This is a genomic window from Pseudomonas sp. GM78, from assembly GCF_000282475.1.
GTDB lineage: Bacteria > Pseudomonadota > Gammaproteobacteria > Pseudomonadales > Pseudomonadaceae > Aquipseudomonas.
Map to the genome: position 1 here is coordinate 1 of NZ_AKJF01000094.1, position 16,288 is coordinate 16,288.

Annotated in this window: 12 protein-coding genes; 7 read left to right on the forward strand and 5 right to left on the reverse strand. The window is 60.6% G+C overall.

All coding sequences use genetic code 11. The annotated features are described in order from the left end of the window. Positions 1-362: 362 nt before the first annotated feature. A complete protein-coding gene (locus PMI35_RS16260) occupies positions 363-1,268 on the reverse strand; it encodes a LysR family transcriptional regulator (protein WP_008059723.1) in 906 nt (301 codons plus the stop codon). 120 nt (positions 1,269-1,388) lie between these two features. Here PMI35_RS16260 and PMI35_RS16255 point away from each other — a divergent pair, with 120 nt between their 5' ends. Together PMI35_RS16255 and PMI35_RS16250 are read left to right on the forward strand one after the other, a co-directional pair. After that, positions 1,389-3,035, forward strand: coding sequence for a GMC family oxidoreductase (locus PMI35_RS16255; protein ID WP_008059724.1), 1,647 nt, complete (start codon positions 1,389-1,391; stop codon positions 3,033-3,035). Positions 3,036-3,249: 214 nt separating this feature from the next. Further along, positions 3,250-4,872, forward strand: coding sequence for an MFS transporter (locus PMI35_RS16250; RefSeq protein ID WP_008059725.1), 1,623 nt, complete (start codon positions 3,250-3,252; stop codon positions 4,870-4,872). Positions 4,873-4,953: 81 nt separating this feature from the next. On the opposite strand, the gene PMI35_RS16245 is transcribed toward PMI35_RS16250, so the two are convergent. Further along, complete coding sequence (locus PMI35_RS16245) at positions 4,954-5,322, reverse strand: DUF427 domain-containing protein (RefSeq protein ID WP_008059726.1); 369 nt, start codon at positions 5,320-5,322, stop codon at positions 4,954-4,956. 256 nt (positions 5,323-5,578) lie between these two features. On the opposite strand from PMI35_RS16245, the gene PMI35_RS16240 reads away from it, so the two are divergent. The 3 genes from PMI35_RS16240 to PMI35_RS16230 all read left to right on the forward strand — a co-directional run bounded on the left by PMI35_RS16240 (position 5,579) and on the right by PMI35_RS16230 (position 10,438). Continuing rightward, positions 5,579-7,528 carry a DNA topoisomerase III gene (locus tag PMI35_RS16240; protein WP_008059727.1) on the forward strand — a complete coding sequence of 650 codons (1,950 nt, stop codon included), beginning with the start codon at positions 5,579-5,581 and terminating at the stop codon, positions 7,526-7,528. A gap of 203 nt (positions 7,529-7,731) precedes the next feature. Next, entirely contained in the window at positions 7,732-9,471 is a 1,740-nt protein-coding gene (locus PMI35_RS16235; protein WP_008059728.1) for a dipeptidase, read from the forward strand. 406 nt (positions 9,472-9,877) lie between these two features. After that, positions 9,878-10,438 carry a YSC84-related protein gene (locus PMI35_RS16230; protein ID WP_008059737.1) on the forward strand — a complete coding sequence of 187 codons (561 nt, stop codon included), beginning with the start codon at positions 9,878-9,880 and terminating at the stop codon, positions 10,436-10,438. A 103-nt stretch (positions 10,439-10,541) separates the two neighbouring features. On the opposite strand, the gene PMI35_RS16225 is transcribed toward PMI35_RS16230, so the two are convergent. The 3 genes from PMI35_RS16225 to PMI35_RS16215 form a co-directional block, all read right to left on the reverse strand. Then, positions 10,542-11,795 (reverse strand): OprD family porin, encoded by a 1,254-nt coding sequence (locus PMI35_RS16225; protein ID WP_008059740.1) that lies wholly within the window; start codon positions 11,793-11,795, stop codon positions 10,542-10,544. A gap of 94 nt (positions 11,796-11,889) precedes the next feature. Then, positions 11,890-13,194 (reverse strand): CitMHS family transporter, encoded by a 1,305-nt coding sequence (locus tag PMI35_RS16220; protein ID WP_008059742.1) that lies wholly within the window; start codon positions 13,192-13,194, stop codon positions 11,890-11,892. 173 nt (positions 13,195-13,367) lie between these two features. Continuing rightward, entirely contained in the window at positions 13,368-14,450 is a 1,083-nt protein-coding gene (locus PMI35_RS16215; protein ID WP_008059745.1) for a 4-oxalomesaconate tautomerase, read from the reverse strand. Between the two features lie 167 nt (positions 14,451-14,617). Here PMI35_RS16215 and PMI35_RS16210 point away from each other — a divergent pair, with 167 nt between their 5' ends. Together PMI35_RS16210 and PMI35_RS16205 are read left to right on the forward strand one after the other, a co-directional pair. Continuing rightward, a complete protein-coding gene (locus PMI35_RS16210) occupies positions 14,618-15,508 on the forward strand; it encodes a LysR family transcriptional regulator (protein WP_032831601.1) in 891 nt (296 codons plus the stop codon). 96 nt (positions 15,509-15,604) lie between these two features. Continuing rightward, positions 15,605-16,276, forward strand: a complete 672-nt coding sequence (locus PMI35_RS16205; protein WP_032831602.1) for a GntR family transcriptional regulator — start codon at positions 15,605-15,607, stop codon at positions 16,274-16,276. Positions 16,277-16,288 lie beyond the last annotated feature (12 nt).

The window sequence follows — 16,288 nt, forward strand, 5'->3', positions numbered from 1 at the left end:
GCTTTGGCTGTTGCTTTGGCTTTTGATTTTCTTGCCCCATCGAGAGGCCGAGTGGAGGTTCTGCGCAGTGGGTAAACCGGCATGGATGCCGGTTTAGCCGCGCTGGGCCAAGGATGGCCCATCGCGGCGGGCCCACGGAGCAGGACCGGAGCGAGGGTATGCCGAGCCCTAGCGAGGCACCGAACGCCAGGGGCAAGAGCCCTTGGTTACTTAGGGCCGGGCGGCGTTCCGTTTTTCCAAGTGACTCGCCGTAAGGGCGAAACCCTAAGTAGCCGTTACCGCAGGAATGGATATGTACACCTGAAAGACAATCATCGTCTGTCAGGACGCCTTCGCCGGCAAGCCGGGCTCCTACAGGGTTTTCACCCGTCGTGAGGAGGATTGGGGCCCAGCAGCAAATCCTGCTCACGCTCACACAACTCCACCACGTAATCCCACATCACCCGCAGCCGCACCGATTTGTGCAGCTCGCGGCGGGTGCTGATCCAGTAGCTGCGCTGGATGCTCTCCTGGGGGAACAACGGCACCAGCGCAGGATCGGCACTGGCCATGTAACACGGCAGCACGGCAATACCCAGGCCCGCGCGCGCGGCCTGTTGCTGGGCGATGACGCTGGTGCTGTGGAACACCACCTGCGGGTTGCGGCAGAAGCTGTTGAGGAACATCAGTTCCTGACTGAACAGCAAGTCGTCGACGTAGCCGATCCAGGCATGCCGCCCCAGATCGTCACGATTGCGCAGCGCTGGCGCACGGTCGAGGTAGTCCTGGCTGGCGTAGAGCGCCAGGCGATAGTCCGTCAGTTTGCGCGTGACCAGCATGTCGGCGGCCGGGCGTTCCAGGTGGATGCTGATTTCCGCCTCGCGGTTGAGAATGCTGACGAAGCGCGGCACCGCCACCAGCTCCACTTCCAGCCCCGGGTAACGCTCGAACAGGCCAATCATGCGGCTGGCGAGGAACATGATGCCCAGCCCTTCCGTCACCCCCACCCGGATCTTGCCCAGCGGCGCCGTGGATTGGGTGATTTCTTCTTGCGCCAGCAGCGCGACGTTCTCCATCGCCTCGGCGTGCTTGAGCAAGGCTTCACCGGCCGGGGTCAGCTCGTACCCCTGTGCATGCTGCACGAACAGTGCGGTGCCCAGGCTCTTTTCAATGGCCTCGATGTGCCGTGCCACGGTGGCATGGGTGGTGTTCAATCGGCGCGCGGCGGTGAGCAAACGCCCGCTACGCTGTAGCTCGAGAAAGAACCGCAGGTCATTCCAGTCGAACATCGTCCATCCTTTGGTCAGCGTTGTTTAAAAACGAACAGCAGCTGGGTAAAAACTAACATTCTTTTAACGAAAGCTAACAACTAGGATGAAGCCCAACAAGAACAACAAGCGAGGTCAGGGATGCACGCTTCCCTTGATGAATACGACTACATCGTGGTCGGCGCCGGTCCGGCCGGTTGTTTGCTGGCCAATCGCCTGTCGGCCAACCCACAGCACCGCGTGCTGCTGCTCGAAGCCGGCGGTCGCGACAACTATGCGTGGATTCACATCCCCGTGGGTTACCTGTTCTGCATCGGCAACCCTCGCACCGACTGGTGCTTCAAGACCGAAGCGCAAGCGGGCCTGCAGGGGCGCACCCTGAGTTACCCACGCGGCAAGGTGCTGGGCGGCTGCTCCTCGATCAACGGCATGATCTACATGCGCGGCCAGGCCGGCGACTACGATGGCTGGGCGGCCGAGGGCAACCCCGGCTGGCGCTGGCAAGACGTGCTGCCGCTGTTCAAGAAAAGCGAAAACCACTTTGCCGGTGATTCCGAGTTTCATGGTGCCACCGGCCAATGGCGAGTTGAACGCCAGCGCCTGTCGTGGCCAATTCTCGATGCCTTCCGCAGTGCCGCCGAACAAAGCGGCATCGCCAGCATCGACGACTTCAACCAGGGCGACAACGAAGGCTGTGGCTACTTCCAGGTCAACCAGAAGGCCGGCATCCGCTGGAATGCGGCCAAGGCGTTTCTCAAGCCAATACGCAATCGCCACAATCTAACTGTGCTGACCGGCGTCGAGGTCGATCGCGTGCTGCTGGAAAACGCCCGGGCCTCGGCGGTCAGCGCCCGTTGGCAGGGTCACGCCAAAACCTTCAGGGCGCGCAAGGAAATCATCCTGTGCGCCGGCTCCGTTGGCTCACCGAGCATTCTGCAGCGCTCCGGTATCGGCCCTCGCCCTCTGCTGAAGCGCCTGGGCATCGGCGTCGCCCATGAACTGGCCGGCGTCGGCGGCAACCTGCAGGACCACCTGCAACTGCGCCTGATCTACAAGCTGGAAAACGCCCGCACCCTCAATCAGATCGCCGGCAGCCTGTGGGGCAAGATGGGCATGGGCCTGCGTTACCTGTATGACCGCAGTGGTCCGTTGTCGATGGCGCCGAGTCAGCTCGGGGCCTTTGCGCGTTCAGGCCCGGAGCAAACCTCGGCTAACCTTGAGTACCACGTTCAGCCACTCTCGCTGGAGCGTTTTGGTGAGCCGTTGCACGCCTTCCCGGCCTTCACCGCATCGGTTTGCGATCTGCGTCCGCAAAGCCGGGGCAAGGTGGAGATCCGCTCGGCCGATCCACAACAAGCACCGTTGATCCAGCCCAATTACCTGAGCCACCCGGAAGATTTGCAGGTCGCCGCCGATGCCATTCGCCTGACCCGGCGCATCGTTGCCGCGCCGGCCTTGAAGGCATTCAAACCGGTCGAGTACCTGCCGGGTGACAGCCTGCAAAGCGAAGAACAGCTGCACGAAGCCGCGGCGCGGATCGGCACCACCATCTTCCATCCGGTCGGTACCTGCCGCATGGGTAACGACGCAGACGCGGTGGTCGATGCCGAACTGCGCGTGCACGGCATCCCCGGCCTGCGCATCGCCGACGCCTCGATCATGCCGCGCATCACCTCGGGCAACACTTGTTCGCCTACGCTGATGATCGCGGAGAAGGCTGCACAACTCATTCTTGACCCTGACACAAGGAGCATCACCCAGCCAAAGGAACTGGTCACACATCCGTGAACCTGCACGGACATTGTAGGAGCGAGCCTGCTCGCGATGAACCTGAGAGCAACGCGGGGTGTCAGGCTCCCCGCATTATCGTTGACCTCCATCGCGAGCAGGCTCGCTCCTACAGGTAACGGGTACACCCGATTTATGGATAAACGCGGCACCCGCCCACAAGGCCAGTGCCGACAGTGGAACAACAAAAACAATCACTGTGAGGGATACCGAAATGTCAGAACACGTTCAGCCCCTGGAAGCCGTGCGCAGCGCGGGCACCAGCCAGGAAACCCAGAAAGTCATCTTCGCCTCGTCGCTCGGGACGGTCTTCGAGTGGTATGACTTTTTCCTCTACGGCGCCCTCGCGGCGGTCATCAGCAAGCAGTTCTTCGCCGGGGTCAACGACACCACGGCGTTCATCTTTGCCTTGATGGCGTTTGCCGCCGGCTTCATTGTCAGGCCGTTCGGCGCCCTGGTGTTCGGCCGGTTGGGGGACATGATCGGGCGCAAATACACCTTCCTCGCCACCATCGTGCTCATGGGCCTGGCCACCTTCTGCGTCGGCTTGCTGCCCAATTACGCGAGCATCGGCATTGCCGCACCGATCATCCTCGTGGTGCTGCGCATGCTCCAGGGCCTGGCGCTGGGTGGGGAATACGGCGGCGCCGCGACCTACGTGGCCGAGCACGCGCCGATGGGCAAGCGTGGCTTCCACACCAGCTGGATTCAATCAACCGCCACCCTCGGCCTGCTGCTGTCGCTGCTGGTGGTGCTCGGCTGCCGCTACTTCACGGGCGATCAGTTCGAAGTCTGGGGCTGGCGCATTCCGTTCCTGTTCTCGATTATTCTGCTGGGCATCTCGACCTGGATTCGCCTGAGCCTGCACGAGTCGCCTGCGTTCGTGAAGATGAAAGAGGAAGGCAAACTCTGCAAGTCGCCGATCCGCGATTCCTTCGGCAAGTGGGAAAACCTCAAGGTGGTGCTGATCGCCCTGTTCAGCATCAACGCCGGGCAAGCGGTGACCTTCTACGCCGCGCAGTTCTATGTGCTGTTCTTCCTCACCCAGTTCCTGAAAATGGACCCCGCGGTGGCCAACGGCCTGCTGATCGTCAGTGTGACCATCGGTGCGCCCTTCTTCATTTTCTTCGGCTGGCTGTCGGACAAGGTCGGGCGCAAACCGGTGCTGATGCTTGGCCTGCTGCTCGCCACCGTGTTGTACTTCCCGATCTTCAAGACCCTGGCCCACTACGCCAACCCGGCCATCGACCTGGCCAGCCGTCAGGCGCCGATTACCGTGCTCGCGGACCCGGCCACTTGCACCTTCCAGTTTGACCCGGTGGGCAAGGCGAAATTCGACAGCCCATGCGACAAGGTCAAGACCTTCCTGGTCAAGCAGGGCCTGCCGTACCAGAGCGCAGCGGCCCCGGCCGGCAGCGCTGTGCAGGTCAGCGTCGGTGACGTGAAGATCGACGGTTTCGACGAAGCGGCCCTGCGTGGCGCGGTGACCCTGGCGGGTTACCCGCAACAGGCCGACATGCAGCAGATCAACAAACCGATGATCGTGGCCCTGATCGTCGCGCTGATCATCATCTCCGCCATGTGCTACGGCCCGCTGGCGGCGCTGATGGTCGAGCTGTTCCCGACCCGCATCCGCTACACCTCGATGTCCCTGCCCTACCACATCGGCAACGGCTGGTTCGGCGGCTTCCTGCCGACCGTGTCGTTCGCCCTGGTGGTCTACACCGGCGATATCTTCTACGGGCTGTGGTACCCGGTGCTGATCACCGGGGTGAGCCTGGTGGTGGGGATGCTGTGTTTGCGTGAGACGCGTAACGTGGATCTAGACAAGAACTGACGCAATGCCAATGAACATGCCCCGCACTGCGGGGCATGTTTGCGTTTTGACAACGCAGAAGGCCCAGCACAAGCATCCCCATCACTCATCGATATCGATCAATTCGAACGTCACCTGATCCGGATAGAACGCCACGTAGTCTTGAATCTGCCTGACAGACACCTTGGGATTTTCGTAGCTCCAGACCGCATTGGCGCCTTCATGCCCCGGAACCTGCAGACTGAAATAACTGGCATCGCCCTTGTAAGGGCAATAGCTGGTGTGGTCGGTACGGGCGTAATACTTTTCGTCGATGTCCTCGCGCGGCACGTAGTACACCGGAGGGTAATTGGCCTCCAGCAACACCAGCGCACGAGCGGACGCTGCCACCTGAAATCCGTGAAACTTCACCAACAGGCAGCCGGGCTGCTCGGCGATGGTGATGACAGGGCTGGGACCGGAGCTTTTCATGGAAAACAATCCTCATGACAGAAATTGATCTGTAGGAGCGTGGCTTGCCCGCGATGGGCTGCGCAGCGGCCCCAAAACCTGAGACCACGATTATCAGGTATAACCCAGATTCCCCAATAACGAGCGCCTCACAGCCAAACGGCCTGCGCAACCAAACGCAACTGAAAAAACTGTACATCCATACAGATAAAGATTGCTCTCGCGCCCCACTCACGCCATCCTGTGCACTTGCGCACATTGATCGACGATGGTGGTTATGCGGCTGTACCTCTGTGAAAAACCTTCCCAGGCCAAAGACATTGCGGCTGTGCTCGGCGCGCGGCGGCGCGGTGACGGCTGCTGGCTGGGAACGGACGTCACGGTGACCTGGTGCATCGGCCACCTGCTGGAAACCGCGCCCCCGGATGCCTATGACGCACGCTACAAGCGCTGGGTCCTGGCAGACCTGCCGATCATTCCCGATAAATGGAAAATGACCGTCAAGCCGCGCACGGCCAGCCAGTACAAGGTGGTCAAGCGCCTGCTCGGCGAAGCGCGCGACCTGGTCATTGCCACGGACGCCGACCGTGAAGGCGAAATGATCGCCAGGGAACTGGTGGAGCATTGCCGCTATCGCGGTCCGATCCAGCGCTTGTGGCTGTCGGCGCTGGACGATGCCTCGATCCGCAAGGCCCTCGCCGCACTCAGGCCCGGCGCGCAAACCTTCAGCCTCTATCATTCGGCACTGGGGCGCTCCCGGGCCGACTGGCTGATCGGCATGAACATGAGCCGGCTGTTCACCTTGCTGGGGCGCCAATCCGGTTATCAGGGGGTCTTGCCGGTCGGCCGGGTACAGACGCCGACCTTGCGCCTGGTGGTGGATCGCGACCGCAGCATCGCCGCCTTCGTACCCGTGCCCTACTGGGCTGTCGAGGTGCAGTTGCTGCATGACGGCACCACTTTCACGGCACAATGGCGGGCACCTTCCGAACTGTGCGACGACCAGGATCGCTGCCTGAACCAGGCGCTGGCCCAACGCGCGGCGGCGGCCATGCTCGCCGCCGCCAGCGCCAGGGTCGTCAAGCTGCGCACCGAACGGATGCGCGAAGTGGCGCCGCTGCCATTCGACCTCGGCACCTTGCAGGAAGTCTGCTCGAAAAAGCTCGGGCTTGGCGCCCAGGAAACCCTCGACATCGCCCAGGCGCTCTACGAAACCCACAAGGTCATCACCTACCCGCGTAGCGATTGCGGCTACCTGCCCCTCAGCCAGCACAGCGAAGCACCGGGCATTCTCGCGGCGCTACGCCAGGCCGACCCGGCACTGAACGCCTTGCACGACTACCTGGAGCCCCAGCGTCGCTCACGGGCCTGGAACGATGCCAAGGTCAGTGCGCACCATGGCATCATCCCCACCGCCGCGGCGAAAAACCTCGATCGTCTGGTGGGCAAGCAGCGCGCGGTCTACACCTTGATCCGCGCCCGTTACCTGGCGCAGTTCCTGCCCAATCACGAGTTCGACCGCACCCAGGCCGACTTCGATTGCGCCGGCGAGGCCTTGCGTGCGGTCGGCAAGCAAATCGTCGAGCCCGGCTGGAAACGCGCCCTGCCCGAAGCCCTTGCGCCCGCCAAGGGCCGCGAAGCACCCGCCCCGCAAACCCTGCCCAACCTCAGGGAAGGCATTGATTGCGCGGTGGCCGACGTGCAACTCAAGGACCTCTGGACGCAACCGCCCAAACCCTTCACCGAGGGCGACCTGATCAAGGCCATGAAGAACGTCGCCAAGCTGGTGGAAGATCCATTGCTCAAGCAAAAGCTCAAGGACACCACCGGCATCGGCACCGAGGCGACCCGTGCCTCGATCATCCAGGGGCTGCTCGACCGTGGCTACCTGATCAAGAACGGCAAGGCACTTGCCGCGACCCCGGCGGCTTTCAGCCTGATCGATGCGGTGCCGCGCGCCATTGCCGACCCGGGCACCACGGCCATCTGGGAGCAAGCCCTGGACATGGTGCAGAGTGGAGAAATGAGCCTGGACGAGTTCGTCACCAAGCAGGCGGCCTGGATGAGCAAGCAAGTCAGCCGCTGCGCCGGCCTGAGCCTGACCATCAGCGGGCCGGCCAGCCCTGCCGGGCGGGGCGCGACGCCGTGGAAAAACAAGCGCAAGCCGGCCAAGCGCAAGCCCGCGAGCACCAGCAAGCGTGGAGCAAAAGCAGCGAAGCCAACGTGATAAGCCGCACGCTTGCACGTGGTTGAGTCAGGTTAAACATTGCCAGTTCGAGGTTTTCATTTCTGCGCCGCTTTTGCATTTCTGTGCGACAGATCCCACATCAGGGGCTCCCCACCCTACCCTCGCGATGTTAGTTTGCGGATGTTTCTGATTAAACGATCAGATATTTCCTACGAACTACCTGCAAAGGAATGCCCCCAGCAATGGACTTTTCACTCAAGCACCTGGCCGCAGCCACCCTGATGCTCGCCAGCCTGTCGTCGTTTACCAGCGCCGCACACGCCAATATCACCGCGCAACAGAGTGCGATCATCCTCAAGACGTTCAGCGATGCCTCGGTCACGGATTTCAGGCAGTTCCTGAAAAACCTGGGCAAGAGCGACGTGGCCAAGACCGACGAGCTCGGCCCGGCCATCAGTGCCTTCCTCGATAACAAGGCACTGCCCCCTGAGCAGCAAAACGAAATCCATCGCCTGCTCGGCCTCTACACACGGATCAAGTACGGCAGCGCGGCGACCGAAACCCTGCGGGAACTGGTAGCCATCCCGACTGTGCGCGTGGACGGCGTTGCCCAGCACGACAATCCCGAGTTCATCAAGATCGCCGAGAAGATCAAGAGCCTGGCCGAAGCTTTCAACCTGAGCTTTCGCAACATCGACAACCGCGTCTATGAAATCTCCCTGCAAGGCACTGGCGATGAAGTCGTGGGTATTCACGCCCATGCCGACGTGGTGCCGGTGACGCCAGAGAACTGGGTGCTGCAGGATGGCACCCGGCTCGACCCGTTCAAGGTCACCCTGGTGGGCGATCGCATGTATGGCCGGGGCACCGAGGATGACAAGAACGGCATCGTGGTCGCGCTGTACGCCATGAAGGTCATCAAGGAAGAGAAACTTCCGCTGGCGAGGAATTTCAAGCTGCTGGTAGACACCACCGAGGAAACCACGGGCGACGCCATCCCTTACTATTTCGAGCGCAACCCGACGCCCAACTACAATCTGGCGCTGGATGGCGGCTACCCGGTGGTGATCGCCGAGAAAGGCTACGGCACCGTCATGGCCAGCTTCGCCAAGCGCAAGGCTCAAGGCAAGGGCGCCGAAATCACCTCGATGACCGGCGGCCTGGCCACCAACCAGATTCCGTCGACCTCGGTCGCCACTCTGGTGACAGACAAACCCGCGGAACTGGCGGCCAGCCTGCAAAAGGCCGGTATCGAGTACGCCATGCGCAATGGCGGCAACTTCGACATCGCCACCAAAGTGGACGGCAAGGACGTCAAACTGACCGTCACCGGTGTGTCCGCCCACTCCTCCGAACCCGAGTCCGGCGTCAATCCGGTGGCCAGGATGCTGGACTTCATCAACAGCCTCGACGGCCAGGTCGCGCTCAAGCACAACCACATCACCGACGCCGCCCGCTATGCTGCGGACAACTGGGGCCTGGACTACCTGGGTGGCAAATTGGGGGTGGGTTTCGCCGATGAATTCATGGGCCCGCTGACCACGTCGCTGACCTATGTCGGCATGGATGACAAAGCCTTCAAGCTCGCGGTCAACCTGCGGGTGCCCAAGGGCAAGTCCCCGGAAGTGCTCAAGGCCGAAATCGCCACGAAACTGGATGCCTGGAGCAAGAACAGCAAAATCGCACCGGCCTTCGACTACTCCATCGCCAAACCGATGTACCGCAACCCCGAGGGTGAATGGGTCAAGGCCCTGCTCGCCGTGGCCAGCGAAAACCTCGGCATGGAGCACAAGTTCGGCACCTCCGCCGGCGCCACCTCGGTGCACGAACTGCCCAACGGCGTGCAATTCGGCCTGGCCATGCCGAACGTCAAATACACCGGTCACAACGACAACGAGTTCAAGACCACCGAGCAGTTCCTGCTCGACCTGCAAATTGTGACCGAAATGATGGGGCGTATCGGGCAGTTGCCGAAGCTTTGATTCTTCGGGTCACCGCTACCTTTGCAGGAGCCAGGCTTGCCGGCGAACCAGACGCTGGGGTGTATCTGTTGCACCGCGTTACCGTTCTTCGCCGGCAAGCCTGGCTCCTACAGGCGAACCAGGCGCCGCGGTGTATCTGTAACACCACGTCATCGTTCTTCGCCGGCAAGCCTGGCTCTACAGGGGCACCATCGAACACTAACGCTGAACGCGCCCACCACTCAGTGGTCACAACAAATGATGGCATCGCAACTGATCACTGGCCTCAGGCCTGCTCCCTTCAGCCGCGACGCTTGCGATTCACACATTCCAGGGCGCGCCGGATAACCTTCAGTAAGTTCGGGTCCTGCCTGACACAGGCGCCGACTGCTGCTGCCATCCAATGCTCCCTTATCGGAGTACGCAAATGACTCAATCAATACGGTTCTTCCTGACGGCCTTGCTCACGGTTGCAGCATTGGCATCGGCCAGTCTCCTGAACACGGCAGGCGCCGCCACCGCCGAGGACCTCAACACCGACTCCCGGCAAGCGTTGCAAACGCTCTACAAGACCAATCCTTTCTCAGAAACCATCTCGCAAAAAGCCAAGGCCGTGCTGGTCTTCCCGAAAATCATCAAGGCCGGCCTGGTATTCGGTGGCAGCTACGGCGAAGGCGTTTTGATGAAAGGCACGAAGGTTGAGGATTATTACAACTCCGTCAGCGGTTCCTGGGGATTGCAGGCTGGCGCGCAGTCATATGGCTATGTGGTTTTCCTGATGACCGACAAAGCGGTGAAATACATCACTGAAACCAAAGGCTGGGAAATCGGTGTAGGGCCAACGGTGGTTGTGGTAGACGAAGGGGTTGCCAAGAACCTGTCCAGCTCGACGCTCAAGGACGACGCCTACGCGTTCATTTTCGACCAGCAAGGACTGATGGCCGGGATCAGCATCGAAGGCACGAAGATTTCCCTGATCAAACGCTAAAACCGGCAGTTCAGTTGATCGTCGGTCGAGCGATGGCAGCCTGTGTCAACGTGGGTTGATCTCCCAGCAGGCAAGGCTGCCACTCGATAACATCAAGGCCTGCTTACCAGAGCGCCATATCGTAGGTGAAATAAATCCGATTGCTGTCGCGCCCCCGTGCGAAGTCCGCGCGGTAGACATAGTTACGCAGCTTTACCCCCACGCCTTTGAACGCACCGCTCTGGACCACGTAAGCCAAGTCGGTATCGCGCTCGGACTCTTTGATCTGGGTGTCAGACTTGCCATCGCTGCCCTTCAGGTAACGCGTCATGAACGTCAGGCCTGGCACGCCCATTGGCGCAAAGTCATAACCGTAGCTGAGCATCCAGGTTTTCTCGTCCTCCTCGATGAACTTGCCGATACCGGCGTTGCTGAACGAGTAAACCGTGGCACCGCTGATGTAAGGCAGCCCGGCATCGCCGCTGAGGGTTTGATAACCACCGCCCAATGTATGCCCTGCCACCGTGTAGGACACCAGGGCACTGAGCATGTCGTTATCGATCTTCGAGGCATAGGCGCGGCCCGCGTCATGGCTGTTGAAATAGCGCAGGTCGCCCGTCAGGGTCCCGCGGCCCAACGCTATATCGTGCTGGATGCCGGCGAAGTCCTGGCGATAGAAATTTTCCAGCTCGCCGTGGAAGTAGCTCAGGCGCGTGTTCTTGCCGAGCTTGTAGTCGGCGCCGGCATAGGTGAAATCCCCGCCCCTGTCGCCCGAATAGCCATCAGGAATGATCGGGACGCTGTTGGTGGAATCACGCTGCTTGAACCGATCCAGACGGCCGCCGGCCAGGGTTAGATTGTCGATATCCAGGCTGGTGACCTGGCCACCCTCATAGGTCTGCGGTAACAAGCGTGCATCGTTGTAGATCAGTACTGGCGTCTTGGGTAGCAGTGTTCCGTACCTGAGGGTGGTCTTGGCCAGTTTGATCTTCGCCGTGGCGCCGGCACTGGAGAACTCATCGGCGGCGCGTCCATCGTCGTGCACCGGCAGCAGCCCGGTACCGCTGCGGCCACGCCCCGAGTCCAGCCTTACCCCCAGCAAGCCCAACGCATCAACACCCACCCCCAATGTCCCCGGGGTAAACCCCGACTGATAGTCCAGCAGGAAGCCTTGCGCCCACTCGGTACGCTCACTTTTAGCAGTGCTCGCCGCACGGGCACTCAATCCATGTTCATCACGAAAGTTTTCATTGAAGTACACATTGCGCAGCTGCAACTTCAGTTTGCTGTCGGCGATGAAACCGCTCGCATCGACAGCGGCAATCGGTAATACCCCCAGGAGAGGTAAAAGCGCCCTGCTGATCAGAGAATGGGGCATGTCGAACTACTCTTGTTGTTGTTTTTCAGGATGCAGGTATCCGCGCGCCGGCAGTCGGCGCGTGAAACGCGTCTAGAGGTGAGTCAGGGGTGAATCAGGCGAACAGCGTCAAGGCACCGGTCAGCAGGGCTAAAGCTGTGATCACCAGGGAGGTGAGCACTGCCCATTTCACGGTGGCGCGCTGGAAGTCGCCAATGTCGCGATCGACCATCCCGACCAGCAACAGGGTCGAAGCCACCAACGGGCTCATCAAGTGCACCGGCTGCCCCAGGACCGATGCCCTGGCAATTTCCACCGGGTCAATACCGTAGGCAGCAGCGGCGTTTGCGAGGATCGGCACCACGCCGAAGTAGTAAGCATCGTTGGACAGCACGAACGTCAGCGGCATGCTGGTAATCGCCACCACCAGCGGAAACAGATGCCCCCAGGACGGTGGAATCCACTCCACCAATGTCTGTGCCAGTGCATCGACCATTTTCGTGCCGGAGAAAATGCCGGCGAAGACACCGGCTGCGAACACCAGCAGTACCACGGTCATGGCGTTGCCGGAATGGGCGAGGATGCGTTCCTTTTGAATGTCCAGCTGCGGGTAGTTGATCATCAGCGCCAGGACAAAACCGATCAGGAACAAAATCGCCGAATGGGCCAGCCCCATCACCAGCGCAATCATCACTCCGGTCACCAACAGCAGGTTCACATAGGCCAGCTTCGGACGCTTGTACGGTGTGTCTTCAAGAATGGCCTTGATGTAGCAATCACCACCGCCGCTCTGCAACTTCGTATTGCCGATTCGCTTGCGCTCGGCGCGCCCCAGCAAAAATGCCGTGAACACCACCCAGGCGGCACCGCCGATCATGGTCGGCAATAACGGGATGAAGTATTCCCCGGCATCCACCCCCAGCGCGGCAATCGCCCGGGTGGCCGGACCGCCCCACGGGCTCAAACCGCTCATGATGCTCAGCGACAGCATGGAAATCGTTGCCAGGATCATCGGGTTCATGCCGATACGCTTGTACAACGGCAGCATCGCCGCACAGGTGATCATGTAGGTGGTCGTGCCATCGCCATCCAGCGCGACAGTCAACGACAGCAGTGCGGTGCCGAGGGCGATTTTCATCGGGTCGCCATTCACCCGCTTGAGGATTTTGCGGATCAGCGGGTCGAACAGTCCCGAGTCGATCATCAACCCGAAAAACAGGATCGCGAACAGCAGCAACGCGGCCGACGGCGCGACCATTTTCAGGCCGTCGAGCATCATTTTCCCGGTGGTCCCGCCAAAACCGCCGATCAGGGCAAAGACGATCGGCACAACGGTCAACGCAACGATTGGCGACAAACGCTTGGACATGATCAGGTAGGTGAACACTACCACCATGGCCAGGCCGAGTAAGGCGAGCATAGGGCATCTCTCTTGTTGTTATTAATGGCGAGGCCGGCGCACAGGCGAACGACCCCGAGACTACCAGACGTTGCTGTCCGCTATGTCCGGTGGTGGGTAATGACGAGCGCGTTTCATGGCATCACCCATTTTTACAATTGTGCTGATACAAAAACCCAGGCACCGTCAGATCACTAGCCGGCGAGTCGCTGGGAAATCGGGGCATAGACGAAACCGGAGAACAATCGTCGTGCCGTACGCACCACCGAGGCGCGGATGGTCTGACCGTTATCGCCGACGTAGGACAACACGACATCGATGCCGCCACTCGGGTGCTCGATACGCACCTGTTGCAAGCGCGGACCTGCGGTATTGCCAAGCATCCGGGCCACTACGCTGCCCTCGCTGACACAGGCAGTCGCCACGCCGATGGAGCCGGTAATGGCCAGCGCGCGATGGCAGTTGTGGGGCATGAAGTAGCGAACCTGCAACGTGCCACCCGCCTTGGCCGGTGAAACCAGCACCGGTTTGGGGATGACCTTGTCGCTGACATCGCCCAACCCCATCGCCCTGCCGGCCTGCAACCGCAAGGCTTCGAGCTGGCGCAGAAAATCCTTGTCCGCGTCCAGCTCGGCTGGGGTTTCATCGCCGCGCTTGGCCAGATGACGGGCCTCGATGATCAGCATCGGCATGGCCATGTCGATGCAGGTAACAGGCACCCCATCGAACACATCCAGGGTATTGCCGGTCGGGAACAGTTTGCCGGTCTTGCTGCCGGCAGCGTCGAGGAAGGTCAATTGCACGGGTGCCGCACTGCCAGGCACGCCATCGATGACCGTGTCGCCCTCGTAGCTGACTTTGCCGTTGGGCGTGTGCACGTCCGAAGTGACGAAGGTGCCGGTGTTGAGGTTGCGAATGCGCACCCGGGTCAATCCGTTGCCCGCCTTGACCAGGCCCTGCTCGATGGCGAACGGGCCAACCGCGCAGAGCATGTTGCCGCAATTGGGCGCGGTGTCGACACGGCGTTGGGAGACCATGACTTGAACGAACAGATAGTCGACATCCGCATCAGGATGCAGCGACGGGCTGACGATCGCCACCTTGCTGGTTTGCGGGCTGCCGCCACCGATGCCGTCAATTTCCAGCTCATGGCCAGAACCCATCAGGTTGAGCAGCAGTTCGTCACGTTCTGCGATCGCAACCGGTAGATCCCAGGCGAGAAACACCGGGCCCTTGGACGTACCGCCGCGCATAAGCACACAGGGAATTCGTTGCATGAATACTGACTCTTGTTGATCAATAGGGGTAATTGATGTCTTGGGAGCAAGAGTCGCAGGCTTTGAAAATTGTTTCCAATGCAAATATCAGCCTGATTATTGCGTTTTACGAATGATAAATTTAGGATGATTTCGCTGGTTCACCCTCGTCTGCTGAGATAAAACAATTGAATTATGAGCTCAATGACATCCGGTCTTTCGTGAAGATCGCAGAACTTGGGAGCTTCCATGAGGCTGCCGATGCCTTGCATCTCTCTCAACCCGCGTTGAGTCGCAGAATGAAAAAGCTAGAAGAGGGGTTGGGAACAGCCCTTCTTGATCGCACGACAAGAAGGGTAAGCCTCACCAGCGTCGGGCGAGACTTCCTGCCCAAGGCACGACGTTTGCTGGATGACTTCGATGACTCGATACTTAACATCCGGGAGCTGGCGGAGCGCCAGAGCGGTCGTGTCACCCTTGCCTGCATCCCGACCGCCGCCTTCTACTTCCTCCCTTCGGTCATCCGCCTCTACAACGAACGCTATCCACAAATCCGCATTCGCTTGCTCGACCTGAGTGCGAACGAAGGGCTGGAGGCTGTCCTGCGTGGCGAAGCCGACTTCGGCATCAACATGATGAGCGGCCAGCACCCGGACATCGAGTTCGTGCCGTTGGTCAACGAGCCTTTTGTTTTGGCGTGTCGACGCGATCACGAGTTGGCCGAACGCAGCTCGGTCACCTGGTCTGAACTCAGCAATTACCGGCTGATCGGGGTCGGTCGCCTGAGCGGCAACCGCATGTTGCTTGACCATGCCTTGTCAGGCTTGAGCTGGCGTCCACAGTGGTTCTATGAGGTGCAACACCTGTCTACGTCGCTGGGGCTGGTGGAAGCCGGATTAGGCGTTTCGGCAATGCCGAGCCTTGCAATGCCGGCTGTGGATCATCCAACGTTGGTGAGCGTCCCCTTGATCGAGCCCATTGTGAACCGATCGTTGGGACTGGTTTACCGCCGAGGCGCCTCACTGTCTCCGGCAGCGGAAAAATTCGTCTCGATACTGCTGGAACAGTGGGAACAATGAGCTCAATCAGCGATACCCATCCGGTGCGCATAGTCGACGTCCTGGTCGATGAAATTCGTATACCATATCTCTAACTCAATCCGAACGACCGCCGCCGTGAACTCACCCAAATTCAACGCTCCCGACTTGGGCAATGCGCCTTCGACATCGGAAATAATCACCCGCCATCTGCGTGACGCCATCGTCGCCGGGCACTTCGCCGAAGACGAGCCTATTCGCCAGGACGACATCGCCCGGCAGTTCAACGTCAGCAAAATTCCGGTCCGCGAGGCCCTCAAGCGCCTGGAAGCCGAGGGCCTGGTGATGTTCCAGCGCAATCGCGGGGCAATGGTCACGCGGGTGTCCGATGCCGAACTGGCACAGATGTTCGAAGTGCGCATGTTGCTCGAAGACAAGGTGCTGCGCCTGGCCATTCCCAACATGACCGAAGCCACCTTCGCCCGCGCCGAAAGCATTTGCCAGGAATTCGTCGGTGAAGATGACGTGGGCCGCTGGGCCGAGCTCAACTGGGAACTGCACGCCTGTCTCTACGAGCCGGCACAACGTCCATTCCTGGTGAGCCTGATCCGTTCGGTCAACGACAAACTGGAACGTTACCTGCGGATGCAGATGAGCCTTTCCGCCGGTAAGGAGCGTGCCGACCACGAGCACCGGGAGATCGTCGAAGCCTGCCGCGCCGGTGACGTCGACCGGGCGGTGAAGCTGCTCGACGAACACATTGCAGGGGTCTGCAAGACCTTGTTCGAGCACCTGCCGCACCACCATTGACAGTCCGCTCTA

Excerpts from the sequence above, each read along its gene's own strand:
- PMI35_RS16255 (WP_008059724.1), top strand. The coding sequence starts at position 1,389 with ATGCACGCTTCCCTTGATGAATACGACTACATCGTGGTCGGCGCCGGT.
- PMI35_RS16245 (WP_008059726.1), bottom strand. The coding sequence starts at position 5,322 with ATGAAAAGCTCCGGTCCCAGCCCTGTCATCACCATCGCCGAGCAGCCC.
- PMI35_RS16215 (WP_008059745.1), bottom strand. The coding sequence starts at position 14,450 with ATGCAACGAATTCCCTGTGTGCTTATGCGCGGCGGTACGTCCAAGGGC.
- PMI35_RS16260 (WP_008059723.1), bottom strand. The coding sequence starts at position 1,268 with ATGTTCGACTGGAATGACCTGCGGTTCTTTCTCGAGCTACAGCGTAGC.
- PMI35_RS16230 (WP_008059737.1), top strand. The coding sequence starts at position 9,878 with ATGACTCAATCAATACGGTTCTTCCTGACGGCCTTGCTCACGGTTGCA.
- PMI35_RS16220 (WP_008059742.1), bottom strand. The coding sequence starts at position 13,194 with ATGCTCGCCTTACTCGGCCTGGCCATGGTGGTAGTGTTCACCTACCTG.
- PMI35_RS16240 (WP_008059727.1), top strand. The coding sequence starts at position 5,579 with ATGCGGCTGTACCTCTGTGAAAAACCTTCCCAGGCCAAAGACATTGCG.
- PMI35_RS16225 (WP_008059740.1), bottom strand. The coding sequence starts at position 11,795 with ATGCCCCATTCTCTGATCAGCAGGGCGCTTTTACCTCTCCTGGGGGTA.
- PMI35_RS16235 (WP_008059728.1), top strand. The coding sequence starts at position 7,732 with ATGGACTTTTCACTCAAGCACCTGGCCGCAGCCACCCTGATGCTCGCC.
- PMI35_RS16250 (WP_008059725.1), top strand. The coding sequence starts at position 3,250 with ATGTCAGAACACGTTCAGCCCCTGGAAGCCGTGCGCAGCGCGGGCACC.